The organism is Mesorhizobium sp. M0052 (genome assembly GCF_040323255.1).
In the GTDB taxonomy this organism is placed as follows: Bacteria; Pseudomonadota; Alphaproteobacteria; order Rhizobiales; family Rhizobiaceae; genus Mesorhizobium.
In genome coordinates, this window is record NZ_JAMYUS010000001.1 from 69,713 (window position 1) to 93,845 (window position 24,133).

Below are 24,133 nucleotides of genomic sequence, written 5' to 3' on the forward strand. Positions count from 1 at the left end.
ACGAAGCCGGTCGTCGGGCTTCGATCTCACAGGGAGTTCAGCCATGGCCGCCTACGCCGTCGCCCATATGCGTCAAGTCACAATGGGCCCGCAGATTGTCGAGTATCTGCAGGATCGACGCCACATTGGAGCCGTTCGGCGGCCGCTTCCTTGTCCACGGCGGCGACATGGACGTGGTCGAAAACGAATGGCCCGGGCATCTGATCGTCATCGAGTTTCCGGACAGGGCGCATGCGTGGGGCTGGTACGATTCATCAGCCTATCGGGAGATTCTGGCCTTGCGCACCGACAACTCCCACGCCGATGTGATCATCGCCGATGGCGTTCAGCACCCGCACAAGGCGACGGACGTGCTGGAATAGGGGCAAACTACCGCTTCAGCAAGAACACCGCTTGCTGGCCGAAGAAATTCCAGAACCACCATGGCATCGACAGGCCGATCTTCTGGCCGTTGCCGTCGAGCGCGGTGGCTTTCTCGACCGAAGCGCCGAGTTCCTCGACCAGATTGACGAAGTCGCGGATGGTGCAGAAATGGATGTTGGGCGTGTCGTACCAGGAATAGGGCAGGTCCGCGGTCACCGGCATCCGGCCATTGACGAACAGCGACAGCCGCACCCGCCAGTGGCCGAAATTGGGGAAGGAGACGATGGCGCGGTTGCCGATTCGCAGCAGCTCGTCGAGCACCAGCTTCGGGTTGCGGGTCGCCTGCAGCGTCTGAGACAGGACGACGAAGTCAAAACCCTTGTCCGGATAGAATTCGAGGTCGGTATCGGCATCGCCCTGGATGACCGAGAGACCGCGCGCCACGCATTCATTGACGCCGCGCTGTGACAGCTCCAGCCCGCGGCCGTCGACCTGCTTGGTCTCCTGCAGGAGTTCGAGCAGCAGGCCGTCGCCGGAGCCGACATCGAGCACCCGCGACTGCGGCGGTATCAGGTTGGCCACGACTTCGAGGTCGACGCGCTGGCTGCCATTGACGCTCATGAGGCGAGCCCCCTTGCGCGGGCCGCCGAGCCGATGAAGCCCTTGACGGCGGCAAACAGTTCGGGTTCATCGAGCAGGAAGGCATCATGGCCGCGGTCGGTGTCGATCTCGACGAAGGAGACGGAGGCGCCGGCGGCGTTGAGCGCATGCACGATCGAGCGGCTCTCCTCGGTCGGGAACAGCCAGTCCGAGGTGAAGGACACCAGGCAGAAGCGGGTCTTGGTCCCGGCAAAGGCATCTGCCAACCGGCCGCCATGGTCGGCGGCGAGGTCGAAATAATCCATCGAACGGGTCATGTAGAGGTAGGAGTTGGCGTCGAAGCGGTCGACGAATGTCATGCCCTGGTGGCGCAGATAGCTTTCGATCTGGAAATCTGCGTCGAAACCGAAGGTCAGTGCTTCGCGGTCCTGCAGATTGCGGCCGAATTTCCGATGCAGGGCGGCTTCCGACAGATAGGTGATGTGGGCGGCCATGCGCGCCACGGCGAGCCCCTTTTCCGGGCGCTTGCCGTGCTCGAAATATTTGCCGCCATGCCAGTCCGGATCGGCCATGACGGCCTGCCGGCCGACCTCGTGGAAGGCGATGTTCTGCGAGGAATGGCGTGCGCCTGTGGCGATCGGCAGGGCCGAGAAGACGCGCTCGGAATAGCACGATGCCCATTCCAGCACCTGCATGCCGCCCATCGAGCCGCCGAGCACGCAAAACAGCTTTTCGATGCCGAAATGGTCGACCAGCATCAATTGCGCCCGCACCATGTCGCGGATGGTGATGATTGGCAGGTCGAGGCCGTAGGGCTTGCCGGTGGCGGGATTGGTCGAGGCCGGACCGGTGGAGCCGAGGCACCCGCCGATGACGTTGGAGCAGATGACGAAGAAGCGGTTGGTGTCGATGATCTTGCCGGGACCGATCAGCACTTCCCACCAGCCGGGCTTGCCGGTCACCGGATTGGTGTTGGCGACATGCTGGTCGCCGGTCAGCGCGTGGCAGACCAGGATGGCGTTGGTGCGGGCATCGTTGAGGGTGCCATAGGTCTGGTAGGCGATCTGGAACGGCGACAAAAGCGTGCCGGCGTCGAGCTTCAGCGGCTTGTCAGGGCCAAAACGCAACACCGGGCTCGACGGGCTGTCGGCCTCGTTGTTGGTTTTTGTAGCGCGGAGCGCGGCCATGTGACTCTCCTTGCCCGCCGTCAGGCAATAAAAAACCGGCAATGCGATCGCAAAGCCGGTTACGTCACGCAAACGGCCCTTTAGCGAGTTGTTTAACGTGGCTGCAAGCCGACCGGCCAAATCACCACGGAACTGTTGCGTTCTTCTAGAACTCGTGCGGCCCGGCGTCAACGGCCAGCTATGCCCGCCTCTCGACATTCGCGGCTACGGCTTGTATTTCCGCTGCGGCCTCCGGACGGAGGCATTCTGGATGGATTTGCGACATGGACAAGACAGCGGGCAAGGCACGGCCGACGCCCCGCGCGGGCATCATGGACATCGACGCCTATGTACCGGGCAAGAGCACGGCACCTGCCGGCGTCGCCAAGGTCCATAAATTGTCGTCGAACGAGAACCCGCTCGGCCCGTCGCCGAAGGCGATCGAGGCCGCGCGCGAAGTGGCCAGCAAGCTTGATGTCTATCCCGACGGCACCGCCCGCCGGCTGCGCGAGGCGATCGCCGAGGTGCACGGCCTCAACCCGGCAAACATCATCTGCTCCAACGGTTCCGACGAGATACTTGGCCTGCTGGCGCAGACCTATCTTGCGCCAGGCGATGAGGCGATTTTTACCGAACATGCCTTCATGGTCTACAAGATCTACATTCAGTCGGCGGGGGCCAAGCCGGTTGCTGTGAAGGAAACCCAGGAGCGCGCCGACGTCGACGCGATCCTGGCCGCGGTGACGCCGCGGACCAAAATCATCTTCCTCGCCAATCCCAACAATCCGACCGGCACCTATCTGCCTTTCCAGGAGGTCCGCCGCCTGCATTCCACGCTCCCGGGCAACGTGCTTCTGGTGCTGGACGCGGCCTATGCCGAGTACGTCAGGCGCAATGACTATGAGGCAGGTATCGAGCTGGCGGGCAGCGCGCAGAATGTGGTCATGACCCGCACCTTCTCCAAGCTCGGCCTTGGCGGCGCGCGCATCGGCTGGATGTATGGCCCACTGCACATCGTCGATGCCATCAACCGTATCCGCGGCCCTTTCAACGTTAACGCAACAGCGATCGAGGCCGGCATTGCCGCCATCCGCGACCGCGCCCATGTCGAGCGCAGTTCGTTGCACAACGAGACCTGGCTTACCTGGTTGAATGAAGAACTGACGAAGCTTGGGCTGCGCGTGACGCCCAGCGTCGGCAATTTCGTCCTCATCCACTTTCCCGACGACAAGAAGCATTCGGCTGAGGCGGCGGACGATTACCTCACCCAGCGCGGCTATATATTGCGGCGCGTTACCGGCTATGGCTTTCCCAACGCGCTGCGCATGAGCGTCGGCACCGAAGAAGCAAATCGCGGCGTCATCGATGCCCTCACGACATTCCTGAAAAGCTGAAACAATGACAGCACCGATGTTTGAAAAGATCGCGCTGGTCGGCATCGGCCTGATCGGCTCGTCGCTGGCCCGCATCATCCGCCGCGAGGGCCTGGCCCGCCATGTCGCCATCGCGACGCGCAGCCCGGCCACGCTGGCACGGGCGAAGGAGCTCGGTCTTGGCGAGAGCTACACCACCGACGCCAGGGAAGCGGTCCGCAATGCCGACCTGATCATCGTCTCGGTGCCAGTGGGATCGTCGGGCGAGGTGGCGCAAGAGATCGCGCCGGGGCTGAAAAAGGGCGCCATCCTCACCGATGTCGGTTCGACCAAGGCCTCGGTCATTGCGCAAATACAGCCCTATGTACCGGACGGCGTGCACTTTATTCCGGGGCACCCGCTGGCAGGTACGGAGAAATCGGGCCCGGATGCGGGTTTCGCCGACCTGTTCGCAAACCGCTGGTGCATCTTCACGCCGCTGCCGGGAACCGATCCGGCCGCGCTGGAAAAGCTGTCGGAATTCTGGCGGCGCTGCGGCTCCAACATCGACACGATGGACCCGCAGCATCATGACATGACGCTGGCCATCGTTTCGCATCTTCCGCACATCATTGCCTACAACATCGTCGGCACGGCCGACGATCTGGAATCGGTGACCAAGTCGGAAGTGATCAAATATTCGGCTTCCGGTTTCCGCGACTTCACCCGTCTGGCCGCCTCCGACCCGACCATGTGGCGCGACGTGTGCCTGCACAACAAGGATGCCATCCTGGAAATGCTGGCGCGCTTTTCGGAGGACCTCGCCTCGCTGCAGCGGGCGATCCGCTGGGGCGACGGCGACAAGCTGTTCGACCTGTTCACCCGCACCCGGGCCGTTCGCCGTTCGATCATCGAGGCCGGCCAGGATATCGACGTGCCGGATTTCGGCCGCCAGGCGGTCGAGCACCCGGTGAAAAGTTAAATCTGTTTCAGACGGGCCAGGTCGCCGCGACCATGGCCATTGCCTCGTCCCTGTTTGGCGCCCCCAGCCGGCCGCCGAAGCGCTGGCATTTGAGCGCGGCCGCCGCGCTGGCAAAGCGCAACGCGTGCTCGACCGGCATGGCCTCAGCAAGTCCAACGGCAAAGGCGCCGTGGAAAACGTCGCCGGCGGCCAGCGTGTCGACCGCCTTGATCTTCGGCGCCGCGATGTGGCGCACGCATCCGGCGGACCGGTCATGCCACCAGCTTCCCACGGCGCCGCCGGTAACCGCGACAAAGGCGTCTGTGCGGCTGGCGAGGTCGGCGCAGGCGGTTTCGGGATCCAGCGCGTGGTCGCAGATAATGCGTGCAGCCGTCTCCGAAGCGACGATGTGCGACGCCAGCGGCAACAGACGCTCCAGCACCTCCAGCGGCGCCGTGTCGGCGTCGAGGATTGCCGGGCAACCGGCGTCGCGCGCGGCGGTCAAGGCAAGAGCGGCGGCGCCCGGCCAGCGCACATCGACCAGCACGGCATCGAAGCCGGAAAGATCGGCGACAGGCACCGCCTCGGGGTCGGCCTGCGCCTTTGGGTCGTAGAAGGGCACGATCATGCGCTCGCCATGAGCGTCGACCAGGATCGCGGCCAGCGCCGAGCGGGCGCCTTCGACGCGGCGGACAAAGCCGCAATCGACGCCCTCGGCCTCGATGCCGGCCAGCAATTGGTCGCCGACGGCATCGCCACCTGCACTTGCCCACAGGAACACCTCGGCGCCGAGACGGCGGGCGGCGCAGGCAGCACTTGTTGCCATGCCCGAGGCGATCTGGATGCCGTCCGAGGCGATGAACTTGCCCTGATGCGTGGGCAGGGTTTCGACGCGCAGGATGGTATCCAGCGTCAGTGCGCCAACGCTCAGCAGTTTCACCGGTCGGTTCATGCGTCGGCTTGCTCGAGCATGATCTCTTCCCAATAGCCGTTCCCGCTCTTTGCGATCATGCTCTATCTCTTTGTTTTAACGCAATTCCGGACGGAAAACCGCTCACACTTTTCCTGGAATTGCTCTAATCGAGCGGCTTGATCTTGCCCAGCGGAATGAAGCCGAGCGAGACCTTGCCCTTCACCACCTTGAGCGGCATCGACGGTTCGTTGCCGAGCAGCGCCAGACCGGCAAAGCCTTGCTCGATCTGGCTCTTCTGCTCGGGGATTGCGGTGGCGAGGATTGCCGCCACGGCTTTGGGATCCTGCAGCTTGACCGTCAGGTCGGCATTGACCTGGCCGTTGGCGTCGACCGACACCGGGCCGGAGACGGTGATGCGCGCGGTTCGCGACGACAGATCGAGCTTGTGGATGTCGACCGCCTGGCCGCGCAGGCTCCTGGCCTGCGTCTTCATCAGCGCGACGCCGTTCTTCAGCGTCGCGTCGCCGCTGCCGTCGAGCGGCGGCAGCACGCGCCCGCCGATCGCGTCGGCGTCGATCTCAAGATCGGTGAAGCTGCCGACGTAGCCGATGTCCTGGCCGTCGGGTCGCAACTCGCCCGCCGCGGTTCCGGCGCTGAACAGTGAAACCGGATCAGTGTCGTCGGCCGGATCCGTCTGGCCGGACAAGCTCTCCGCCTGCAGCGAAATGCTCCGGGGCAGGGGCCAGGAGAGCTTGGCATTGGCCTGCAGATTGTCCCAGTCGATCCATAGCGGCGCCATCCCCGGCACCGAGGTGCGCAGCGGCCCACGCAACTCGGCGGCAGGCGACAAAGGCCGGATGAGCTCTGCAACGAAGTTGAAGCTGCCTGCCGAGGCGGCAACGTTCCTGGCGTCGTCCTCGTAAGCCAGATTGTCACAGGAGATGGCAAAACTCAGGGGGTAGCCGCTGACGGTGAGGTTGGCGCAGCCGGCCTCGATGCCTTTGTCCTTGAGCGAGGCCACCGCCTTGTCGGCTTCGCTGCTGACGCGACCGGCGACATAGAACCAGACCGCGCTGTAGACGCCGAACAGCATAACGACCAAGGCAGCGAGCCACATCAGCCGGCGGCGAAACTTCGACGGACGCTCGTCACTTGACGTCATGCTGCGGCTTTCATTAACGCGGGCGTGTTGCGGGTGGACTGTGGCTTACGCAACAAGCAAAAAGAACAGAAGAGCACCGATTCCGATGCGGCGGCGTCACTCTCGTGCAATCAGGCTTGGCGATATGGGCGATTTTTGGGTTTTTGGCTACGGCTCGCTGATCTGGCGACCGGGATTCGCCCATGTCGAGACACGGCGCGCGCGGCTTTACGGCTACCGCCGGTCGCTGTGCGTCTATTCCTTCGTGCATCGCGGCACGCGCCAGCGGCCGGGCCTGGTGCTAGGCCTCGACCGTGGCGGCTCCTGCATCGGGCTGGCCTTTCGCGTGCCCGGCGAGCTGCGCGATGAGGTGCTGACCTATCTGCGCGAGCGCGAACTGGTGACCAGCGTCTACCTCGAGCGTGTGCTCGATATCAGCCTCGACGGGAATGGGGCGGCCGCGGGAGAGAGAGTGAAAGCGGTCGCCTATATCGTCGACCGCCAGCATGAGCAGTATGCCGGCGGGCTCGACCCTGCGCATGCGGCAGGTGTTATCCGTGGCGCCGTCGGCCAGTCCGGAAACAACGAGGACTATGTGCTCAACACGCTGCAGCATCTCGCGGCGCTGGGTATCAGCGACCACTGGCTGGAAGAGGTGGCGAAGCGGATCGCCTCGTGAGCCAGTAGACCACGGCGAGCCTGCAGGCGAAGCGCTCGCGCCTTTGTGAAGCGCTGGCCCGCTGGAAAAATTGGCTGAGGCCTTTGACCTCGGCGCGGCGAGACCTAGCTTAGCTGCGGCCCGAAGCATTCGGGTCGCCCGCCGCCAGCCCACGGAGACCCGTCTTGCAAAAACGCCGTCTCGGTCAAACCGACCTTTCCATCGCGCCGCTGGTTCTGGGCGGTAATGTCTTCGGCTGGACCGCGGACGAGAAGACCTCCTTCGACCTGCTCGACCGGTTCGGCGACGCCGGCCTCAACGCTATCGATACGGCCGATGCCTATTCGCGCTGGGTGCCCGGCCACGCGGGCGGCGAGTCCGAGACCATTATCGGCAAATGGATGAAAAGCCGCGGCAACCGTGACAAGATCATCGTCATCACCAAAGTCGGCTCGGATATGGGACAAGGCAAGAAGGATCTGTCCGCTGCCCATATCGAAAGGGCGGTCGAGGCGTCGCTTGAGCGGCTGCAGACCGATGTGATCGACCTCTATTTGTCGCACTGGCCGGACCCGACCACGCCTTACGAAGAGACGCTCGGCGCCTACCAGAAGCTGCTCGCTGCCGGCAAGGTCCGCCATATCGGCGCCTCGAATCTTGACGCCGGCCAGCTGCGCGCCGCGCTCGATGTTGCCAGCCTGCGCGGGCTGCCGCGCTACAGCGTGCTGCAGCCGGAATACAATCTCTACGACCGCTCATCCTTCGACGGGCCGCTGCATGATCTGTGCGTTGCCGAGGATATCGGCGTCATCACTTATTTCAGCCTCGCCAAGGGGTTTTTGAGCGGCAAATACCGTAGCGAGGCCGATCTCGGCAAAAGTGAACGCGGCGGCGGCGTGAAGGCTTATCTCAATGCGCGCGGCATGCGCATTCTGGCCGCACTCGACACTGTGGCGGCGCGCCATTCGGCCAAGCAGGCGGAAGTAGCACTCGCCTGGGTGATGGCGCAGCCGGGCATCACCGCGCCGATCGCCAGCGCCACGACGCTGGACCAGGTCGACAGCCTGGTGCGCGCCGCATCGCTGAAGCTCAGCGCGGAGGATCTCGTGGCGCTGGACAAGGCCAGCGCCTAGCCGCGCAGGTTCGGCACGATCGTTCAAGACGACGGCTGTCCGCCTTGCCACACTGTTCTCCATTATTGTGGAGAAGAGGCAGCATGGCCGCAGAGATTCTTTCGCAGGCGCAGCCCTGGCAGCAATTGCTGGCGCTGGTGCTGGCGGCAACCGTCGTCATGGCAGTCCTGGCCCGGCGACGATCAGCGTCACGGCGATAGGGGCCGCCTTCGGCCTGCGCAATTCGCTTCACTACACATCGGGGATCATTTTAGGCACGGTCGCGGTGCTGCTGGTCGTGGCCACCGGCATCAAGGCTATCCTCACCTCGATGCCGGGCGTAGCGCCAGTGCTGGCGGTCGCTTCCGCCGCCTATATTCTCTACCTCGCCTACAGAATAGCGACTGCGCCGCCGCTGGCCGCGCGTGACAGCAGCGCGGTTCTGCCGACCTTCCTCGGCGGCTTCCTGCTCGCCGTTGCCAACCCGAAAGCCTATGTGGCGATTGCTGCGGTCCTTGCTGGCTCCGCGACCGCAGCCGGCGCCGATGCTCTCGGCATCCCGGCCAGGCTGGCGGTTCTCACCCTGATGATCGTCGCCATTCATGTGCTGTGGCTGCTGGCCGGCGCGGCCTTCGCCCGCACCCTACGCCAGCCGCTGGCGTCGCGGATCATCAATCTGGCCTTCGCGGCGACGCTGGTGCTGACCACGGCGCTGGCGGCGTGGCCTTGAGCCGGCTCGCAGAAGAGATCAAGCTTTGGTCTTTTTTGTTTTGACGCAATTCGGCACGGAAAAAACCGCTCACACTTTTCCTGGAATTGCTTTGGCGGCCGCGGCGAGTTCGGCCAGCCGTTTGACCGCCGTCGGCGGCATTTGCGGCGGGTTAGGAGCCTGCGATGCCTCGATCAGCAGCTGGTCGCAGGCGGCTTCCGTATCGCCGATCAGCCGGTCCATGAATTCGTCCTTGCCGAGCCCGGGCGGAATCGGCGGCAGGAAGCGGGCCTTGATGGTGCCGGGAAAGCGCAAGAATTTACGGCGAGGCCAATAGAGGCCGGCGACATGGGCGACCGGTACCACCGGGACGCCAAGCTGCGTATAGAGCTCGACAATGCCGTATTTGTAAGCCGGCTCGTCGCCTGGCGCTCGGCGCGTGCCTTCGGGGTAGATAATCAGCTGGCGCGGATTGCGCCCCATCTCCTGCTTTGTCGATGCAACGACCTGCTTCAACGCCTTGGAGCGGCTGCCGCGGTGAACCGGGATCATCCGCATCTTCAGGATGTACCAGCCGAAGAAGGGAATCCAGGTCAGCTCGCGCTTCAGGATATAAAGCGGGTCGTGTAAAAACGGAAAGAAAGCGATCGCGTCCCAAAACGACTGGTGTTTCGGCGCCAGGATGAAAGAGCCCTCGGGCAGGTTTTCAACGCCGGTGATGTCGCTCCTGGTGCCGGCGATCTTGTCGTAGAGCCACAGGCTGGTGCGCGACCAGAATTTAGGCACGAACCAGGCGCGATGGCGTGGCGAGAGGAAGTAGTAAGGGGTCCAGAGGACCATCTGGACGATCAGATTGACATAGAAGACGAAGTTGAACGCCAGCGAGCGGATATAGAGCATGCGGGGAAGGGCCCGTTGAGGAGGTGTGCGTTGGTTACACCAAGCGCGGGCAAAAAGGAAACGCCGCAATGGCCTGACATAGGCCGGCTCGCCACTGACTCAAGCCAGTCTCAACTCACCACGTCGCCTGCAATAGCCGCTGCTTCAGCCGCGGAGCGGCGAAATCGAGGAACGCCCTGAGTTTCACCGCCAGCAGGCCTTGGCCGGCATGGACGAGGCTCACCGGCCATGGCTGCGGCTCTAAGGGCCGCAAGACCGGGACGAGCACGCCGGAACGTACTGCGTCCGCGATCTGGTAGGAGAGCACCCGCGTCATCCCGGCGCCTGCAATCGCGGCATCGATTGCAGCTTCCGCCGTGTTGACGCGCAGCCGTGAGCGGATCGGCACGATCAGTTCGCCCTTGTCGCCGGCAAAGCTCCAGCTGGCGAGAGCGGAAGGCCCCTCGAAACTGATGCATTCATGCGCGGCCAGATCGTCCGGCGTCCGCGGCATGCCATGCGCGGCGATATAGGCGGGGCTGGCGCACACGACGCGACGGATCGCGCCGACGCGGATGGCAATGAGGCTCGAAGGCGCAAGCTCGCCGATGCGGATGGCAAGGTCGAGATGTTCCTCCGCCAGTTGGGTTATCCGGTCAGCCAGCGTCAGGCGAATGTTGACTTGAGGATAAGCCGCCAGGAATTCGGTGACGACAGCCAGCACGTGCAGGCGACCAAAGACGACCGGCGCGGTGATGAACAGGTCGCCGGTCGGCGTGCTGTATTCGCCGGCAGCGGTGCGTTCGGCTTCGCCGACCTCGCCGAGGATGCGGCGGCAGGCGGCGAGATAGGCCTGGCCGGCATCGGTCAGCGTGAGCTGCCGGGTCGAACGGTTCAGCAGGCGCGCCTGAAGGTGCTTTTCGAGGTCGGAAACCTTGCGGCTGACCGTTGCCAGTGGAATGCCGAAATGGCGGCCGGCAGCGGAAAGGCTGCCCGCTTCCACCGCGGCGACGAACAGCGACATGGCTTCGAGACGATCCATAGTGTCTTCCGGAAATTGGAAGGATGGCTTGCAACTATGCCATCTACATCCAAAACATGGAAGGACCTACCTCTTCGCGTACAATGGCCGTGTTTCGACCTCGCGGAGGCTTCCATGAATGCTCATACTTTCACCAGCGATGTCGCCTTCACGCCGACGGTCAAGGCGATCCAGACCCGCAAAGGTTCGCGCAAGGGCTATGCCAGCGCCGAGGAGCGCGGCGGATGGCGCGCCCATATGACGCCCGACCTCGCCGACTTCATCGCGGCGCAGACCAGCGTCTTCCTGTCGACGGCAAATGGCGAGGGTCAGCCCTACATCCAGCATCGCGGCGGGCCAGCCGGCTTCCTCAAGGTGCTGGACGAGAAGACCATCGGCTTTGCCGATTTCTCCGGGAACAGGCAGTTCATCACGCAGGGGAATCTCGCCGACAACAACCAGGCATTCCTGTTCCTGATCGACTATGCGCATCGCCAGCGCGTCAAGATCTGGGGCACGGCGCGCGTCGTCGAGGACGATGCCGAGCTTCTGGCAAGGCTGATGCCGCAGGACTACAAGGCGCGCCCCGAGCAGGTCATCTTGTTCACCGTCTCGGCCTGGGATGCCAATTGCCCGCAACACATTCCGCAGCGATTCGAGGCCGCCGATGTCGCGGCCGCACTCGCCGAACGCGACAAGCGGATTGAAAGCCTCGAACAGGAGATTGCGCGGCTGCGTGGCGCGGAAGACGGCACGGCCAAGGGGTAATCGAGCGCCGTCAGAATCGTCTGTCCAATTCCCAAGGGAAAGCGTACGTGCTTTTCCCGGGAAAACCGCTACACACTTTTCCTGGAATTGCTTTAGTCCTTGGCGGTCGAAACCTCGGCCAGTGCGACGCTGTCGGCAGTCTGGCGGACCGGGACGACGCCGCGCGCAAGCGCCAGCAGGTATTTGCTGTATTCGGTCAGAAGCACGCGTAGCGCTTCCGGCTTGGTCAGCCAGTCGCCATTGTCCAGATTGGTGTTGACCACCGGATAGGGTTCAAGCCTGGCGCCATGCAGCAGGCGGCCCATCTCGAGCAGGCTGCGCGGCATGTGGTAATTGTTGGTGACGAGGATGACGCTGCCATAGGCGTGGCTCTCCACCCATTTAGCGCTTTCCTCGGCATTGCCGATCGTGTCGAGCGCGGCGCGGTCGATGTCGACACAGCAGGAAAACAGCGCCTTGTCGCCGCCGGTAGCAGCCTGCAATTGGCGGCGGCTGGCAGAGGGATGCACGCCTGAGATCAGCAGCCGCTCGCCCTTGCCGGAGGCAAGCAGATCGAGTGCTGCGTCGAGGCGGGCCTGACCGCCGGTCAAGACGATGATCGCATCGGCCTTGGCCGGGTTGGTCGGGGTCGTCATGTGGCTGACCTTGCTGGCGAACCAGCCGAAGCCACCGGCAAACAGGGCCACCAGCAGCAGTAGACAGAGGGAGGCGAGACGCAGGGCGGTGCGCAAACGGCCCAGCCCGGTACGCACACGCAAACGCACCACTGGCATCTGTCCAGCCGTTCCGGTCGACTCCCGCGCGTTCATCATCCTATGGTTAATCCTGAAATGCCTTTTTGGTAAGGAAAAAAGCGCACATTGCGTTACGTCGGTTTTCGATCCGTGATCGTCCCTTCCATTCCTGTCCTTGCCCCCGAACTGTTTTCGCTTCTGCCCTCACGGTTCACCCCGCATCCGGCTGGCGGACATCGATGTCGCTGAGATAGGCGACGACGGTGGCGTGCGAGGTCGCCGCCGTCAGTCCGCCGATCACCAGCACCATCAGGCCGACGCCGAGATAGCCTGCCGATCCGATGGCGAAATTGCCGAACAAAGCGGTGGCCTGGTCGGCCTGCGGCGTTGCCATGTTGCGCGACGACCACCAGGAAAAGACGATGAAAACCAGGATCGCGGCTGCGCCGCCGGCGGCCGCGCCCTTCATGCCGGTGACCAGGAAATGCCAGCGGAATTCGCGCGCGATGAAGCGCGCCTCGGCGCCGACGAAATGCAGCACTTCGATGATATGGCCGTTACCCGCCATAGCGCCGCGCGTCGCAAACACTACGGTCAGCACCGTCGCCGACAGCATCAGGACCAGCACGGCGATGCCGATGGTGACCGTGGTGCGGGCCATGGCGACCAGCCGGTCGACCCATGTACGGTGATCGTCGAGCGAAGCACTCGGCAGCTTGGGCGTGAGCGCCGCACGGATGGCGCTAAAGTCGGGCGGACTGGTCTCGTCGATGGTGACGATGATCAGGCGCGGCACCGGCAATTCGTCGATATTCAGGCCCGAGCCCAGCCATGGCTCCAACAGACGCGCGGTGGCGTCGCGATCGATGATCCGGGTTTCCTTCACGCCGGGGAATTCGCCGACGATCTGCGAGGCCTGGGCAAGGGCTGCCTCCATGTCGAGGCCGTCGACCGGTTTGATCTGAATCGTCGCCTCGCGCGAGATCTGGTTTTCCCAGACCGAGGCAGTGTCGCGCACCAGCGTGACGGCGCCGAAAGTCAGGCAGGACAGGAAGGTCATGATGGCGATGACCAGCACCAAGGCGCGGCCGGCAATATTCTGCGCCGGCACGATCGGCGCCATGCGGCGGTGGACGCGCTGCGTCGTCGTCGCGGGCTCGGCGGCGTCTTCATGCAGCTGTTCGGCCGATAGCTCAGTCATAAATATCCAGCCTTCCGCCGGCCAGGATCATGCGGCGCGCGTCGACCTGCTCCATCAGGCCGAGATCGTGAGTGGCGATCACCACCGCGGTGCCGAGCCGGTTGAGCTCAATGAACAGCCTGAGCAACCGGCGCGCCAGCGGCGGGTCGACATTGCCGGTCGGCTCGTCGGCAAGCAGGATTTCGGGCTGTTCGATCAAGGCCCGGGCGATTGCCGCGCGCTGCTTTTCGCCACCCGAAAGGACCGGCGGCAGCACATGCATGCGCTCGCCCAGGCCAACCCATTTCAAAAGTTCGGTGACGTCGGTGCGGTAGCTCGCTTCCTCGCGGCCGCGCACGCGCAGCGGCAGAGCGACATTCTCATAGGTGGTCATGTGGTCGAGCAGGCGGAAATCCTGGAACACCACGCCGATGCGGCGCCTGAGATGCGGCAGTTCAGCGCGCGAGATGCGCGAGCGGTCCTTGCCGAAGATGGTGATCAGCCCGCGTGTCGGCTTCAGCGACATGAACAGAAGGCGCAGCAGCGTCGTCTTGCCGGCGCCGGAGGGCCCGCTCAGGAACTGGAAGGAGCTCTCCGGAATGTGCAGGGAGATGTCGCGGAGGATTTCCGGACCCATGCCATAGCGGAGGCCGACATTTTCGAAGCGGATCACGTGCGACGACCTGAGGTGTGTGGCGGCGGCGTGCCAGCCCTTTCTGTCCAACGACCATCGGCCGCCATGGTTAACCGTCGGTTAATTTTCGCTGTTTTTGAGTGCGTCACAAGGGTTCCGGTGGGGAAGCGTTAACCATTTCCATTTACGCAAAAGAAACGAAGAGGCAACAGCGGGGCCATGATGGCTGAGCAACGAACCGCGCGCCCGGTTTCCGGCGAAATCATGACCGGGACAAGTGTCGCACCGGAATCGCGGCCTGTGGCGACCGACATCGTCGATGCGGATTATGAGGTGCTGCCGCAGCTGATCCCACTGATAGAAGCCATGCCGACGCCGGCGCGCGACATCGCGACGCCGTCGATGGAAGGCATGGAGATGCTGCGCAAATCAGATGCGTCAGCCGGGCGGCCGGCATCGCGTGGCGGGCCGATCTTCTGGATTGCCGGCATCGGTGCGGCGCTTGCCGCCTTCTGGGTCTCGGGTGGCCACGCGCTGGTGCGCCAGACGCCGTTCTGGTCAGTCGAACAGCCGGAGGGCGCCGTACTCAGCATTGCCGGCGTCACGTCGCGTGTCGACGCCTCAGGACCCGCCCCGGTGCTGTTCGTGGATGGCGAGGCCGTCAATGACGGTTTGAAGGCGGGACAATTGCCGCCGCTGGAGATACGTGTCACCGGCAATGACAGCCGCATCACCCGTTATACTCTGGGGACATCCAACCGTTCTCTGGCGCCCGGCGAAAGATTCGGCTTTTCCAGCCGCCTCGATGTGCCTAGAAACGGCGTCAAGGCCGTGGCGGTCACCTTCGCCGGCTAGTCGGTTCTCTGGAAAGGTTGTTGATGCCAGTTGTGCGCGGCAAGGACATCGAGGTCCTGTTTTCGGCGTCCGCGATCGCGCGGCGCAATCTCGAACTCGCCAAGGAGATCGCCGAGCACGACTATCACGACCTGCTGGTGATTTCGGTGCTGAAGGGCTCGTTCATCTTCGCCGCCGATCTGATCCGCGCCATGCACGATGTCGGGCTGTCGCCCGAGGTCGAGTTCATCTTCATTTCCAGCTATGGCGCCGGCACCACCAGCGGCGAGGTGAGGGTGCTGCGCGACATCGACAATGAGGTCGCCGGCCGCGACGTGCTGCTGATCGACGATATCCTGGAGTCGGGCAAGACGCTCTCCTTCACCCGCAACCTGATGCTGTCGCGCGGCGCCAAAAGCTGCGCCATCGCGGTGCTGTTGGACAAGCGCATGCGCCGCCAGACGGAGCTGAACGCCGACTATGTCGGCTTCGACTGTCCCGATTACTTCGTCGTCGGCTACGGCATGGACGTCGCTCACGCTTTTCGCGAACTGCCGTTTGTCGGTGTGGTCAAAGGCGATGCCTGAGAAAAGGGCCCGACGCTTCAAATTTTCAGAAAAAGTCAACTTTTGCCCGCCAAATTCCGGCCCATGGCAAAGCTTCTGATAGTCGAGGACGATGAGTCCGTCCGCACCCTCGCCGCCCGCGCGCTCGAACGCGCCGGGCACTCGATCGATATCGCCGCCGACGGCGCGCAGGGGCTGGCGATGGTCAGTGCTGCAGGCGGCGGCTACGACCTCGTCGTCTCCGATATCCGCATGCCGGAAATGGATGGCATCGAGATGGCGATCGCCGCAGCCAGGCTTTTCCCTGACATGAAGATCCTGCTGATGACCGGCTATGCCGACCAGCGCGAGCGCGCCGAGGAATTGAACGGCATCATTATCGACGTCGTGCAAAAGCCTTTCACGCTGGCCGAAATCCGCTCGCGGGTCGACCAGGCGCTCGCCTGCTTCGCCTGACACGCTTCAGGCGGCATCCTGAGACGCGGCGAGGACAGGCGCAGCGCTCCGGCGCCGTTCGGTGTTGAGCGCCAGCAGACCGGCGCCGATGATCAGCGCCGCACCGATGGCAGTGGTCGAGCGCGGCACCTCGTCGAAGAACAGGAAGCCCCACAGCGGCGACCAGATGATGCCGGTGTATTCGAAGGTGGCGACGCGGTTGGCGGGCGCCAGCCTGTAGGCCTGCGACAGCAGAATCATGCCGGCCGAAGCGACGAAGCCGCAGGCCGCCATCTTGAGGAAATCCGGGGTCGTCGGCCAGACCCACGGCCGCACCAGGAATTCGAGGCTGGGGTGGACAGCATGGGTTATGCCGGCAAGCCAGAATGTGCCGGCAACCGCAGCGGCGCCGACCAGATAGGCGCCGTTCTGGTAGAAGGCCATGACGGTGGAGGATTCGGTGTCGCCGATCTTGCGCGCCATCAGCTGTGAAAAGCCGTAGAGCAAAGCCGAGCCCAACGAAAGCAGCGCCGCCCAGTCGAACAGGCCGGCGCCCGGGCGCAGCATCACGACCACGCCCAGCATGCCGATCAGCACGGTGGCGAGAGCCTGCCAGGATACCCGCTCGCCGAGATAGGGCCCGGCTATCGCCATGATGAACAGGGGCGCCATGAAATAGAGCGCCACCGCGTCGGCGAGCGGCAAGGCAGCGATCGCCAGATAGTAGACCGTATAGGAGGAGAACTGGATGAAGGCGCGTATCGTCAGCAGGCCGAACCGCTTCGAGGCGATGGCCCGCAGGCCGACGTCGGCGCGAACGAGAAAGATCAGGATCGGCAAAGCGACGATCGAGCGGATCCACATCACCTCGGTCACGGGATAGCCGGCCGACACCGCCTTGACCAGCGGGTCCTGGAGCGAGAACACCAGCACGCCAAGGCACAGGCTGATGATGCCGAGAACGATCCGGTTGCGCATGTTGTTCTGCCGGCCCTTGCCTTAACTGCCCGCAGCCGCCCGGCCATGGGGTAAAAAGAACCCGCCACCGTTTCGGGCAGCGGGTATGAGTGAGGACTCTTTGATTGGTCCGCAGCCGATTTCGCGGCGGCATATCCAATGGGCGAGCGGACTATGCTGCGGCGTTTGACATGTTGCAAACGAATTGGAATGATACCAGCGATCAAATTTGCTTATGACGGATTCGATGCGGCCACCCCTCGACAGCGATCTCCTGCGCACCTTCGTCGCCATTGCCGAAGCGGGCAATTTCACCCGGGCGGCGGAGCAGGCCGGGCGCACCCAGTCGGCGGTGTCGATGCAGATGAAGAAGCTCGAGGAGCTGGTCGGCGACAGCCTGTTCGAACGCGGCTCGCGCGGCGTGGCGCTGACGCGCCGTGGCGGCGAGCTGATCGTCAATGCCCGCCGCATCGTCTCGCTGCTCGACGAGACGGCGGCATCGATGGCGGCGGCACCGCTTGGCGGGCCTGTGCGCATCGGCATTCCCGAGGAATATGGTCACGCCATCCTGTCGCGCGCGCTCGGCGCCTTCTCGAAGCGTCACACCAAGGTCGAGGTCACCGTGCGCTATGCACATTCGGGCGCCCAGCTGGCAGCGTTGGCGGCCGGTGAACTCGACCTCGCCGTGGTGTTCGAATGGCAGGATCCTTCCGGCGGCGAGGTGCTGATGCACGATCCGACCGTGTGGGTGACATCGAGCCTGCATCACATGCATGAGGAGCGGCCGGTGCCGATCGCGCTCTACAACCGGGCCGGCTGGTGCAAGGACTTCGCCATCAAATCGCTGGAGCAGCGTGGGCTGGCCTACCGTGTCGCCTATACCAGCGACACCACCGGCGGCCTGAAGCTCGCCGTCACCTCTGGCCTGGCGATCGCGCCGATCTCGCACAGCAATATTCCGGATGGCTGTCGTGAACTCACCGCCGCTGACGGGTTCGGTCATATCGATTCCTCGAATGTGGTGATGCACCGCAGCCCAAATGCCTCAGGCGAGGCTATCGACGGCATGCAGGAGGCGATCCGCGAGGCGTTCGTCAACCGGCCGGCTTAGTCTGTTGCATCCTCGTAGAAATGCAGGCGATTGCCGAAGGGGTCGCCGACCGACACTTCACGGGTCTGCCACGACGTGGTTTCGAGGCCCGGCCGGGCGTAGCGGTATCTCTTGCCGATCAGTTCGCGGTGCAATGCCGCGATGTCCTCGACCTTGATGCGCATGGCTATACCCGGCGCGCCGTCGCCATGATGTTCGCTCAGATGCAGGACACAGCCGTCGCGGATTACACCCATATAGAGCGGCGCATTGTCGTCGAAGCGGTGCTCGAACTCGACCTTGAAGCCGAGAAAGTCGACATAGAATTCGCGTGCCTTGGCGATGTCGAAGATGCGCAGGATGGGCGTGACGGCACCGAGTTTCGGCATGGCGCTGATACCATTCAGTTCGACGGATGTTGCCTTGGAGGCTACTTCAGCTCCAGCAGCCGCTCGAGGTAGCTGCGCTCGATGTCGGGGCTGAGCGCGTTGCCGAGCCGCTTGCGAATCGCCTCGAGAATCTGGCGGGCGCGCTGCACGTCGATCTCGTCGGGCACCTTCACCGAATCGCCGAAATCGGGTCCGCGGCTGGCGCGTGGTCGGCCCAGCGGATCGCGGCCGGCGTCCTGTTGGCGGCCGCCTTCCTGGCTGCCGCCCTGGTCGCCCTGCATCGCCTGCAGCTGCTTCATCATCTCCTTGGCGCCCTTGCGCAGCGCTTCCAGCGCGCGACCCTGGTGGCCGACTGCCTGGTCGCCTTCGCCTTCGCCAAGCGACTTTTCGGCATTGCCCATGGATTTGCCAGCGTCGCCAAACCCCTCATTGGGTTGCATGCCCATGCCTTCCAGGCCCTTCTTCAGCTTGTCGAGTTCGCTCTGCAACTGGCCCTGGCCTTCCTGCAGCTGCTTCATCGCATCGGCGAATTCCTGCGGTGTCATCGACTTCGGCCGGGCGAGAGGATCGCGATCCTTGCCGACGCCCGGCTGGTCCGGGTCGTCGCCATTGCCTTCGCCGGGCTGCTGATTATCTCCGCGCTGCATCTGGTCCATGCGGTAGGTGTCGTTCATCATCTCCTGCTGGCGGCGCATGATCTCGCCCAGCTTGTCCATCTGCTGGCGCATCTCGCTGTCCTGCTCGCCGCCCTGCTGCTGACGGCCGGCCTGCAGGTTGTTCATCATGTTTTCCAGCTGCGACAGCAGCTCCTGCGCCTTGTCGCGGTCGCCCGACTTCGCCAGGTTCTCGATCTGGTCCATCATGCGGTCGATATCACTCTGACGCAGCTCGCGACCATTCTGCTGCATCTGCGGCGCGTTCGGGTTCTGCTTGGCGCGCTCGGCGAATTCCTGCAGGAATTCGTTCATCGCCTCGCGCAGTTCCTTCATCGCCTTTTCGATCTCTTCGTCGCTGGCGCCGCGCTTGATGGCGTCCTGCAGCGCCTGCTGGGCCTGGCGGAGCCGCTTTTCGGCGGACGAGAGATTGCCTTCCTCGATGCCGAGCGCGATTTCCCAGAGATAGGCAACCTCGTTGCGCAACTGATCGTCGCTGTCCGACATCTTCAGCCGGCTGCGGGCGCTCATGATGGCGAGGTAATGCGACATGTTGTCGAACGTGTCCTCGGGCCGCAGCGTGATGGCGTCCATCAGGTCGAGCACGCGCGGCTTGGCATTGGCGTCGAGCGCCAGCAGGCGGCGCTGCTCGACCACCGCCCGCGCCAGCGGGTTGGCGAAGGGCCGCTCCGGCATCACAATAGTCTTGGTTTCGCTGGTCGCGGTGTGTCCGGCATCGTCGGTGGCCACAAGCGACAGCTTGATGCTGGCGCCGGCCCAGACATGCTCGGTGAGGTCCTTGGTGGTCTTGGCGGCGTTCGCCTTGCCGCCGCGGCGCGGCAGCGCCAGCGGCAGGTCAGGCGGACCGTAGAGCGGATGCGCATCGGGCGCCGCCGGATCGGCCAGCGCGAAAACCGCCTTGGCGGTGGCCGCGCCATAGTCGTCGTCGATCTGGTAGTTTAGCTCGAAGGCGCCGTTGACGGCGCGCTTGGGCTCGCCGACGAAGCGGATCGTCGGCGGCTTGTCGGGGATCACCGCGAAGGCCCAGCGACCGAGATCGGCTTCGCCCGACTTCAGCGTCAGCGTGCCGTCGGCGGTCAGCTTGCCGGTGAACTGGCGCAGCTTGGGGGTCGCGGGGTTGACCGCCGCTGCCTTGACGGCCGCCACCTGTGGTCCCGACGGGTCGATGGCGCGAGCATTGCCGCCCTTGTCGGCAAAGCTTAGCGTTTCCTCGCCGGAGCCGCCGGTCACGCGCAGCGAGACGTCGCTGCCTTGCGGCACGGTGAAGGTGGCAACCGCCTGCTTGGCGTTGCCATCGATGACTGGCGCGGTCAAGAAGATGGGCGGCTTGCCGGTATAGGCCGGCGGGGTCACCCAGGCATCGATGCGCGGCGGTACGATGTCGCGCGCCGCATGGGCACTGAAACCATCGGACAGCCTGCCGCCGGACGGTCCGAAGGAGAAGGCAAAAGCGGTGACCAACAGCAGCGCCGCCACGGCACGCAATGCCCACGGATCGCGCTCCGGCACGCGCGTACGCGGCAGGTCGGCGCCAAGGCTGCCGAGCTTGTCGGCCATGCGCTTTTGGTGTTCGCGCCACAACGCCTGGGAAAAGATGCTTTCCTTGCCGCTGGGACGGTCGGTCTGCACCAGCACCGGGCTGTGCTGCAGCTGGTTGGCGGCCTCGATACGGCGGTCGATTTCAGCGGCGGATGGAAGCTTGAAGAAACGCAGCGGATAGAGCGCCGCCAGCGTGGCAATACCGAACGCCGTGACCAGGATAACGCGCGCAATGTCAGGCAGCCGGGGGAAAAGGCCGAGCCAGGAGAGGCTGAGAAACAGGCTGGCGATGATGAGCAGCGGCAGAAGCAGCGGCCAGCCGCGCTCGACCGTCATCGAGACCCGTGTCGCCAGCCGGCTCAGGGCAAGCCGCCCGGCCAGGCTGCGATCGCCACTGGAAATGGGGCGTTCCGTCATCGGCCCTTCCTGCCCGGGCGGGATGGCCCGGACTCAACAAGCAGAAGTTTACCAGCAAACACGGCAAAGGCGAGGCGGTTCCGGAAAACTTGAAAAGCTTTGACGGGTTTGCGTCCCACTTCAGTCGAAGCAAGGTTTAGAATTTCGCCGGATCGGTATTCGAGCCGCAGACAAGGACGGCGATCCGCTCGCCCGGCGCCGGCGTGTAGCGGCCGGACAGCAGCGCTGCGAAGGCCGCTGCGCCGCCCGGCTCGGCGATGATCCGCACCCGCTCCCACAGCGCCTTCTGCGCGGCAATGATGGCGTCGTCGGTGACCAGAATGGAGCGCTCGACAAAAGCCTCGGCGATCGGGAACATCATCTCGCCGACGCGTTTGGGCGCCAGCGAATCGGCGGCAACGCCTTCGGCGGGCGCATCGACGGGGTGGCCGGCTTCGAAGGCGTGATGCAGCGTCGGCGCGCCTTCGGGCTCGATGGCGATGATCCTGATGCCGCCGGCAAACCAGGCGGCGATGCCGCCGATCAGGCCGCCGCCGCCGACAGCGACCAGCAGCGTGTCGATGTCGGGCAGATCGTTTTCGATTTCGAGGCCGAGCGTGCCTTGGCCGACCAATGTTTCCTCCTGGTTGAAGGCATGGATCTGCAGCGCGCCGGTCTTTTCAGCAAAAGCCTCGCTGGCGGCCAGCGCCTCGGCATAGCGGGCGCCGCCGACGATCAGTTCGGCGCCGTAGCCGCGGATGCGCTGCAGCTTGGCCGCCGGGCTGACTTCGGGAACGAAGATCGTCGCCTTGTGGCCAAGCCGCATGGCGGCATAGGCGACCGCGGCGCCATGATTGCCGCCCGATGCGGCGACGACGCCGGCCGCAGGCACCGGCCGTTCGAGCAGATTGGTGAAGGCGCCGCGCGCCTTGAACGAGCCGGAATGCTGCAGGCATTCGAGCTTGAGGTCGACCGCCAGCGGCGGCCGGTCGAAATCGGCCATGTCGACGCGCAGCACCGGCGTGTGCCTGATATAGGGGCGGATGCGCGGTTCCATCGCGGCGATGCGTTCGCGCGTGACGGTGTTGCCGTTCGTCATGACCATCTCCTTGGGATTGACAGCAATTAGTAACTTGGCAAAATGGCTAAATGCAAGAGGTTGAAATCTTCAAGGCGATCGCCAATGAACGCAGGCTGCAGATCCTCGACTGGCTGAAGGATCCGCAGGCGCATTTCCCGGCCCAGGCAGACGGCGATCTGGTCGAGGATGGCGTTTGCGCGCTGCTGATCGCGGAGAAGCTCGGCATTACGCAGGCGACGCTCTCCGAACATATGCGCGTGCTTACCCAGGCCGGCCTGCTGCGGCCCAAGCGCATCAAGCAATGGACGTTCTACCGCCGCGACGAGGACAGCATCGCCGACGCAAGGTTGCTCATCCAGAACCGGCTGTAGCGCAGCCGGCGCTGCGGCTCCTATGCAAGCCAGTCGGGCACCGAATCCAGGCCGATCAGCTCGTCATAGGTCTGGCGCCGGCGCACGACGTGGAAACGGTCGCCGTCGACCAGAACCTCAGGCACAAGTAGGCGGGTGTTGTAGGTGCCGGATTGCACCGCGCCATAGGCGCCGGCGGTGGTGACGGCAATGAGGTCGCCAGACTTGAGCCGGGGCAGGTCACGGTCGAGGCCGAGATAGTCGCCGGTCTCGCAGACCGGGCCGACGACGTCGACCGCCATGCGCGGCGTGTCGGCCGGGGGCTGCACCACCGGCTTGATGTCGTGGAAGGCATCGTAGAGCGTCGGCCGGATCAGATCGTTCATGGCGGCGTCGACGACGAGGAAGTTCTTGGCGTCGCCTTCCTTCACGAATATCACTTCCGAGACCAGGATGCCGGCATTGCCGACGATCAGCCGGCCCGGCTCGAACATCACCTTCACTCCAAGCTTTGTCAGATGCTTCCTGACGATCTCGGCATAGGCATCGGGCAGAGGCGGCGGGCTGTTGTCGGTGCGGTAGGGGATGCCGAGGCCGCCGCCGAGATCGACATGCTCGACGGCGTGGCCATCGGCGCGCAGCGCGCCGACCAGTTCCGCCAGAAGCGCGAAAGCATCGTCAAAGGGCTGCAACTCGGTGACCTGGCTGCCGATATGGGTATCGATGCCGATAGGCTTGGTGCCCGGCAGCCCGGCCGCGCGGGCATAGACCTGGCGCGCCCTTTGCCAGGGAATGCCGAACTTGTTCTCGGCCTTGCCGGTGGAGATCTTCCTGTGCGTCCTGGCGTCGACATCCGGGTTGATGCGCAGCGAGACCGGCGCCACCTTGCCGAGCGCGGTGGCGCGGGCCGACAGCAACTCCAGCTCCGGCTCGGATTCGACATTGAAGCAGAGAATGCCGGCCTCGAGCGCAAAATCCATTTCGCGCGCGGTCTTGCCGACGCCCGAGAATACGATCTTGCTGGCCGGGATGCCGGCGGCGAGCGCGCGGCGCATTTCGCCTTCCGAGACGGTATCGGCGCCGGCGCCGAGCTTTGCCAGCGTCCGCAGCACCGCCTGGTTGGAATTCGCCTTCAAGGCGTAACAGACCAGCGTGTCGAGCCCGGCAAACGCCCCGGCGAACACCCGGTAGTGCCTCGTCAAGGTTGCCGCCGAATAACAATAGAACGGCGTGCCGACGCTTGCGGCGATGTCTGGTATCGCCACGTCCTCGGCATGGAGCACGCCGTCGCGGTAATCGAAATGGTTCACGAGAGTGTTTCCGGAAGTTGGAGCACGAGACCTGGTCAGAAAGTCCAAGCCAGTCTCATCGGCTCTAGATCAGCGGGTCGAGGATGAATTTCTTGTCCACGACCGGTTTTTCCGGCTCCGGCGGCACCGGCTGTTTGGCGCGCTCGGCGTCCTTGCGGGCCTGGACGGCCGCTTCATAGGGCGTGTCGAGACCGGCCTTACGGCCGCAAGCGGTCACGGCAGCCATCGCCGTCAGCAGCGTCAGCGTCACCAAAATCCTGCTTGCGGTCATCGATCCATCCGTCCGAAACTTTATGTGCTGCGCTTTTAACCGAGTTTTAG

At 64.2% G+C, this 24,133-nt stretch carries 27 protein-coding genes and 1 riboswitch; of the genes, 12 read left to right on the forward strand and 15 right to left on the reverse strand.

The features are described from left to right. The first annotated feature begins 125 nt into the window (after window positions 1-125). Window positions 126-362 (forward strand): DUF1330 domain-containing protein, encoded by a 237-nt coding sequence (locus NKJ77_RS00335; RefSeq protein ID WP_502902061.1) that lies wholly within the window; start codon window positions 126-128, stop codon window positions 360-362. 7 nt (window positions 363-369) lie between these two features. Here the strand turns inward: NKJ77_RS00335 and metW are convergent, their stop codons facing one another. Both metW and metX read right to left on the reverse strand, forming a co-directional pair. Continuing rightward, on the reverse strand, window positions 370-984 hold the full coding sequence (metW, locus tag NKJ77_RS00340) for a methionine biosynthesis protein MetW (RefSeq protein ID WP_023673299.1): 615 nt from the start codon (window positions 982-984) through the stop codon (window positions 370-372). Then, complete coding sequence (gene metX / locus NKJ77_RS00345; RefSeq protein ID WP_023832502.1) at window positions 981-2,150, reverse strand: homoserine O-acetyltransferase MetX; 1,170 nt, start codon at window positions 2,148-2,150, stop codon at window positions 981-983. The genes metW and metX overlap by 4 nt, the downstream gene beginning before the upstream one ends. A gap of 60 nt (window positions 2,151-2,210) precedes the next feature. Then, window positions 2,211-2,288: riboswitch (SAM riboswitch) on the reverse strand. A gap of 125 nt (window positions 2,289-2,413) precedes the next feature. On the opposite strand from metX, the gene hisC reads away from it, so the two are divergent. Further along, entirely contained in the window at window positions 2,414-3,523 is a 1,110-nt protein-coding gene (hisC, locus tag NKJ77_RS00350; RefSeq protein ID WP_023832503.1) for a histidinol-phosphate transaminase, read from the forward strand. Window positions 3,524-3,527: 4 nt separating this feature from the next. Beyond that, window positions 3,528-4,463 (forward strand): prephenate/arogenate dehydrogenase family protein, encoded by a 936-nt coding sequence (locus tag NKJ77_RS00355; RefSeq protein ID WP_023832504.1) that lies wholly within the window; start codon window positions 3,528-3,530, stop codon window positions 4,461-4,463. A gap of 7 nt (window positions 4,464-4,470) precedes the next feature. On the opposite strand, the gene NKJ77_RS00360 is transcribed toward NKJ77_RS00355, so the two are convergent. Together NKJ77_RS00360 and NKJ77_RS00365 are read right to left on the reverse strand one after the other, a co-directional pair. Next, window positions 4,471-5,394 (reverse strand): sugar kinase, encoded by a 924-nt coding sequence (locus NKJ77_RS00360; protein ID WP_352533913.1) that lies wholly within the window; start codon window positions 5,392-5,394, stop codon window positions 4,471-4,473. 124 nt (window positions 5,395-5,518) lie between these two features. Next, window positions 5,519-6,517 carry a DUF2125 domain-containing protein gene (locus NKJ77_RS00365; RefSeq protein WP_352533914.1) on the reverse strand — a complete coding sequence of 333 codons (999 nt, stop codon included), beginning with the start codon at window positions 6,515-6,517 and terminating at the stop codon, window positions 5,519-5,521. A gap of 124 nt (window positions 6,518-6,641) precedes the next feature. On the opposite strand from NKJ77_RS00365, the gene NKJ77_RS00370 reads away from it, so the two are divergent. The 3 genes from NKJ77_RS00370 (at window position 6,642) to NKJ77_RS00380 (ending at window position 8,996) form a co-directional block, all read left to right on the forward strand. Then, complete coding sequence (locus NKJ77_RS00370) at window positions 6,642-7,175, forward strand: gamma-glutamylcyclotransferase (RefSeq protein ID WP_023673305.1); 534 nt, start codon at window positions 6,642-6,644, stop codon at window positions 7,173-7,175. 164 nt (window positions 7,176-7,339) lie between these two features. Then, window positions 7,340-8,287 (forward strand): aldo/keto reductase, encoded by a 948-nt coding sequence (locus tag NKJ77_RS00375; protein WP_023731073.1) that lies wholly within the window; start codon window positions 7,340-7,342, stop codon window positions 8,285-8,287. Between the two features lie 214 nt (window positions 8,288-8,501). Then, window positions 8,502-8,996 (forward strand): LysE family translocator, encoded by a 495-nt coding sequence (locus tag NKJ77_RS00380; protein ID WP_502904426.1) that lies wholly within the window; start codon window positions 8,502-8,504, stop codon window positions 8,994-8,996. A 69-nt stretch (window positions 8,997-9,065) separates the two neighbouring features. Here NKJ77_RS00380 and NKJ77_RS00385 read toward each other — a convergent pair whose 3' ends face one another. Further along, window positions 9,066-9,875, reverse strand: a complete 810-nt coding sequence (locus NKJ77_RS00385; RefSeq protein ID WP_023673308.1) for a lysophospholipid acyltransferase family protein — start codon at window positions 9,873-9,875, stop codon at window positions 9,066-9,068. Window positions 9,876-9,990: 115 nt separating this feature from the next. Continuing rightward, window positions 9,991-10,896 carry a LysR family transcriptional regulator gene (locus NKJ77_RS00390; protein WP_023832506.1) on the reverse strand — a complete coding sequence of 302 codons (906 nt, stop codon included), beginning with the start codon at window positions 10,894-10,896 and terminating at the stop codon, window positions 9,991-9,993. Window positions 10,897-11,010: 114 nt separating this feature from the next. Between NKJ77_RS00390 and NKJ77_RS00395 the strand changes: the two genes are divergently transcribed. Then, window positions 11,011-11,643 carry a pyridoxamine 5'-phosphate oxidase family protein gene (locus NKJ77_RS00395; RefSeq protein WP_023673310.1) on the forward strand — a complete coding sequence of 211 codons (633 nt, stop codon included), beginning with the start codon at window positions 11,011-11,013 and terminating at the stop codon, window positions 11,641-11,643. Between the two features lie 92 nt (window positions 11,644-11,735). Here NKJ77_RS00395 and NKJ77_RS00400 read toward each other — a convergent pair whose 3' ends face one another. From NKJ77_RS00400 to ftsE, 3 genes are all read right to left on the reverse strand, one after another. Further along, window positions 11,736-12,455 (reverse strand): YdcF family protein, encoded by a 720-nt coding sequence (locus tag NKJ77_RS00400; protein WP_023673311.1) that lies wholly within the window; start codon window positions 12,453-12,455, stop codon window positions 11,736-11,738. Between the two features lie 133 nt (window positions 12,456-12,588). Beyond that, window positions 12,589-13,578, reverse strand: a complete 990-nt coding sequence (locus NKJ77_RS00405) for a cell division protein FtsX (protein ID WP_023704319.1) — start codon at window positions 13,576-13,578, stop codon at window positions 12,589-12,591. Beyond that, complete coding sequence (gene ftsE / locus NKJ77_RS00410; protein WP_023685344.1) at window positions 13,571-14,230, reverse strand: cell division ATP-binding protein FtsE; 660 nt, start codon at window positions 14,228-14,230, stop codon at window positions 13,571-13,573. The genes NKJ77_RS00405 and ftsE overlap by 8 nt, the downstream gene beginning before the upstream one ends. A 180-nt stretch (window positions 14,231-14,410) precedes the next feature. Here ftsE and NKJ77_RS00415 point away from each other — a divergent pair, with 180 nt between their 5' ends. From NKJ77_RS00415 to NKJ77_RS00425, 3 genes are all read left to right on the forward strand, one after another. Continuing rightward, window positions 14,411-15,046: a hypothetical protein gene (locus tag NKJ77_RS00415; RefSeq protein WP_023685343.1), complete on the forward strand. Its 636-nt coding sequence runs from the start codon at window positions 14,411-14,413 to the stop codon at window positions 15,044-15,046. A gap of 23 nt (window positions 15,047-15,069) precedes the next feature. Next, on the forward strand, window positions 15,070-15,612 hold the full coding sequence (gene hpt, locus NKJ77_RS00420; protein WP_023673315.1) for a hypoxanthine phosphoribosyltransferase: 543 nt from the start codon (window positions 15,070-15,072) through the stop codon (window positions 15,610-15,612). A 63-nt stretch (window positions 15,613-15,675) separates the two neighbouring features. Beyond that, on the forward strand, window positions 15,676-16,047 hold the full coding sequence (locus tag NKJ77_RS00425) for a response regulator (RefSeq protein ID WP_023673316.1): 372 nt from the start codon (window positions 15,676-15,678) through the stop codon (window positions 16,045-16,047). Window positions 16,048-16,053: 6 nt separating this feature from the next. On the opposite strand, the gene NKJ77_RS00430 is transcribed toward NKJ77_RS00425, so the two are convergent. After that, a complete protein-coding gene (locus NKJ77_RS00430; RefSeq protein ID WP_023694029.1) occupies window positions 16,054-17,004 on the reverse strand; it encodes a DMT family transporter in 951 nt (316 codons plus the stop codon). 226 nt (window positions 17,005-17,230) lie between these two features. On the opposite strand from NKJ77_RS00430, the gene NKJ77_RS00435 reads away from it, so the two are divergent. Further along, window positions 17,231-18,094, forward strand: a complete 864-nt coding sequence (locus tag NKJ77_RS00435; protein ID WP_023698713.1) for a LysR family transcriptional regulator — start codon at window positions 17,231-17,233, stop codon at window positions 18,092-18,094. Here NKJ77_RS00435 and NKJ77_RS00440 read toward each other — a convergent pair. The 3 genes from NKJ77_RS00440 to NKJ77_RS00450 form a co-directional block, all read right to left on the reverse strand. Then, window positions 18,091-18,462 carry a glyoxalase superfamily protein gene (locus NKJ77_RS00440; RefSeq protein WP_023685340.1) on the reverse strand — a complete coding sequence of 124 codons (372 nt, stop codon included), beginning with the start codon at window positions 18,460-18,462 and terminating at the stop codon, window positions 18,091-18,093. The genes NKJ77_RS00435 and NKJ77_RS00440 overlap by 4 nt on opposite strands. A gap of 41 nt (window positions 18,463-18,503) precedes the next feature. Then, window positions 18,504-21,092 (reverse strand): TIGR02302 family protein, encoded by a 2,589-nt coding sequence (locus NKJ77_RS00445; protein ID WP_023686705.1) that lies wholly within the window; start codon window positions 21,090-21,092, stop codon window positions 18,504-18,506. A 136-nt stretch (window positions 21,093-21,228) separates the two neighbouring features. Beyond that, window positions 21,229-22,170, reverse strand: coding sequence for a threonine/serine dehydratase (locus NKJ77_RS00450; RefSeq protein WP_352533915.1), 942 nt, complete (start codon window positions 22,168-22,170; stop codon window positions 21,229-21,231). Between the two features lie 50 nt (window positions 22,171-22,220). Here NKJ77_RS00450 and NKJ77_RS00455 point away from each other — a divergent pair, with 50 nt between their 5' ends. Continuing rightward, entirely contained in the window at window positions 22,221-22,523 is a 303-nt protein-coding gene (locus NKJ77_RS00455) for an ArsR/SmtB family transcription factor (RefSeq protein ID WP_023748498.1), read from the forward strand. Between the two features lie 20 nt (window positions 22,524-22,543). Here the strand turns inward: NKJ77_RS00455 and lysA are convergent, their stop codons facing one another. Next, window positions 22,544-23,812, reverse strand: a complete 1,269-nt coding sequence (lysA, locus tag NKJ77_RS00460) for a diaminopimelate decarboxylase (protein WP_352533918.1) — start codon at window positions 23,810-23,812, stop codon at window positions 22,544-22,546. Window positions 23,813-23,876: 64 nt separating this feature from the next. Next, window positions 23,877-24,083, reverse strand: coding sequence for a hypothetical protein (locus tag NKJ77_RS00465; RefSeq protein ID WP_023673325.1), 207 nt, complete (start codon window positions 24,081-24,083; stop codon window positions 23,877-23,879). Window positions 24,084-24,133: the final 50 nt, after the last annotated feature.

Excerpts from the sequence above, each read along its gene's own strand:
- metW (WP_023673299.1), bottom strand. The coding sequence starts at position 984 with ATGAGCGTCAATGGCAGCCAGCGCGTCGACCTCGAAGTCGTGGCCAAC.
- metX (WP_023832502.1), bottom strand. The coding sequence starts at position 2,150 with ATGGCCGCGCTCCGCGCTACAAAAACCAACAACGAGGCCGACAGCCCG.
- hisC (WP_023832503.1), top strand. The coding sequence starts at position 2,414 with ATGGACAAGACAGCGGGCAAGGCACGGCCGACGCCCCGCGCGGGCATC.
- NKJ77_RS00355 (WP_023832504.1), top strand. The coding sequence starts at position 3,528 with ATGACAGCACCGATGTTTGAAAAGATCGCGCTGGTCGGCATCGGCCTG.
- NKJ77_RS00360 (WP_352533913.1), bottom strand. The coding sequence starts at position 5,394 with ATGAACCGACCGGTGAAACTGCTGAGCGTTGGCGCACTGACGCTGGAT.
- NKJ77_RS00365 (WP_352533914.1), bottom strand. The coding sequence starts at position 6,517 with ATGACGTCAAGTGACGAGCGTCCGTCGAAGTTTCGCCGCCGGCTGATG.
- NKJ77_RS00370 (WP_023673305.1), top strand. The coding sequence starts at position 6,642 with ATGGGCGATTTTTGGGTTTTTGGCTACGGCTCGCTGATCTGGCGACCG.
- NKJ77_RS00385 (WP_023673308.1), bottom strand. The coding sequence starts at position 9,875 with ATGCTCTATATCCGCTCGCTGGCGTTCAACTTCGTCTTCTATGTCAAT.
- NKJ77_RS00390 (WP_023832506.1), bottom strand. The coding sequence starts at position 10,896 with ATGGATCGTCTCGAAGCCATGTCGCTGTTCGTCGCCGCGGTGGAAGCG.
- NKJ77_RS00395 (WP_023673310.1), top strand. The coding sequence starts at position 11,011 with ATGAATGCTCATACTTTCACCAGCGATGTCGCCTTCACGCCGACGGTC.
- NKJ77_RS00400 (WP_023673311.1), bottom strand. The coding sequence starts at position 12,455 with ATGATGAACGCGCGGGAGTCGACCGGAACGGCTGGACAGATGCCAGTG.
- NKJ77_RS00405 (WP_023704319.1), bottom strand. The coding sequence starts at position 13,578 with ATGACTGAGCTATCGGCCGAACAGCTGCATGAAGACGCCGCCGAGCCC.
- NKJ77_RS00415 (WP_023685343.1), top strand. The coding sequence starts at position 14,411 with ATGATGGCTGAGCAACGAACCGCGCGCCCGGTTTCCGGCGAAATCATG.
- hpt (WP_023673315.1), top strand. The coding sequence starts at position 15,070 with ATGCCAGTTGTGCGCGGCAAGGACATCGAGGTCCTGTTTTCGGCGTCC.
- NKJ77_RS00425 (WP_023673316.1), top strand. The coding sequence starts at position 15,676 with ATGGCAAAGCTTCTGATAGTCGAGGACGATGAGTCCGTCCGCACCCTC.
- NKJ77_RS00430 (WP_023694029.1), bottom strand. The coding sequence starts at position 17,004 with ATGCGCAACCGGATCGTTCTCGGCATCATCAGCCTGTGCCTTGGCGTG.
- NKJ77_RS00435 (WP_023698713.1), top strand. The coding sequence starts at position 17,231 with ATGCGGCCACCCCTCGACAGCGATCTCCTGCGCACCTTCGTCGCCATT.
- NKJ77_RS00440 (WP_023685340.1), bottom strand. The coding sequence starts at position 18,462 with ATGCCGAAACTCGGTGCCGTCACGCCCATCCTGCGCATCTTCGACATC.
- NKJ77_RS00445 (WP_023686705.1), bottom strand. The coding sequence starts at position 21,092 with ATGACGGAACGCCCCATTTCCAGTGGCGATCGCAGCCTGGCCGGGCGG.
- NKJ77_RS00450 (WP_352533915.1), bottom strand. The coding sequence starts at position 22,170 with ATGACGAACGGCAACACCGTCACGCGCGAACGCATCGCCGCGATGGAA.
- NKJ77_RS00455 (WP_023748498.1), top strand. The coding sequence starts at position 22,221 with ATGCAAGAGGTTGAAATCTTCAAGGCGATCGCCAATGAACGCAGGCTG.
- NKJ77_RS00465 (WP_023673325.1), bottom strand. The coding sequence starts at position 24,083 with ATGACCGCAAGCAGGATTTTGGTGACGCTGACGCTGCTGACGGCGATG.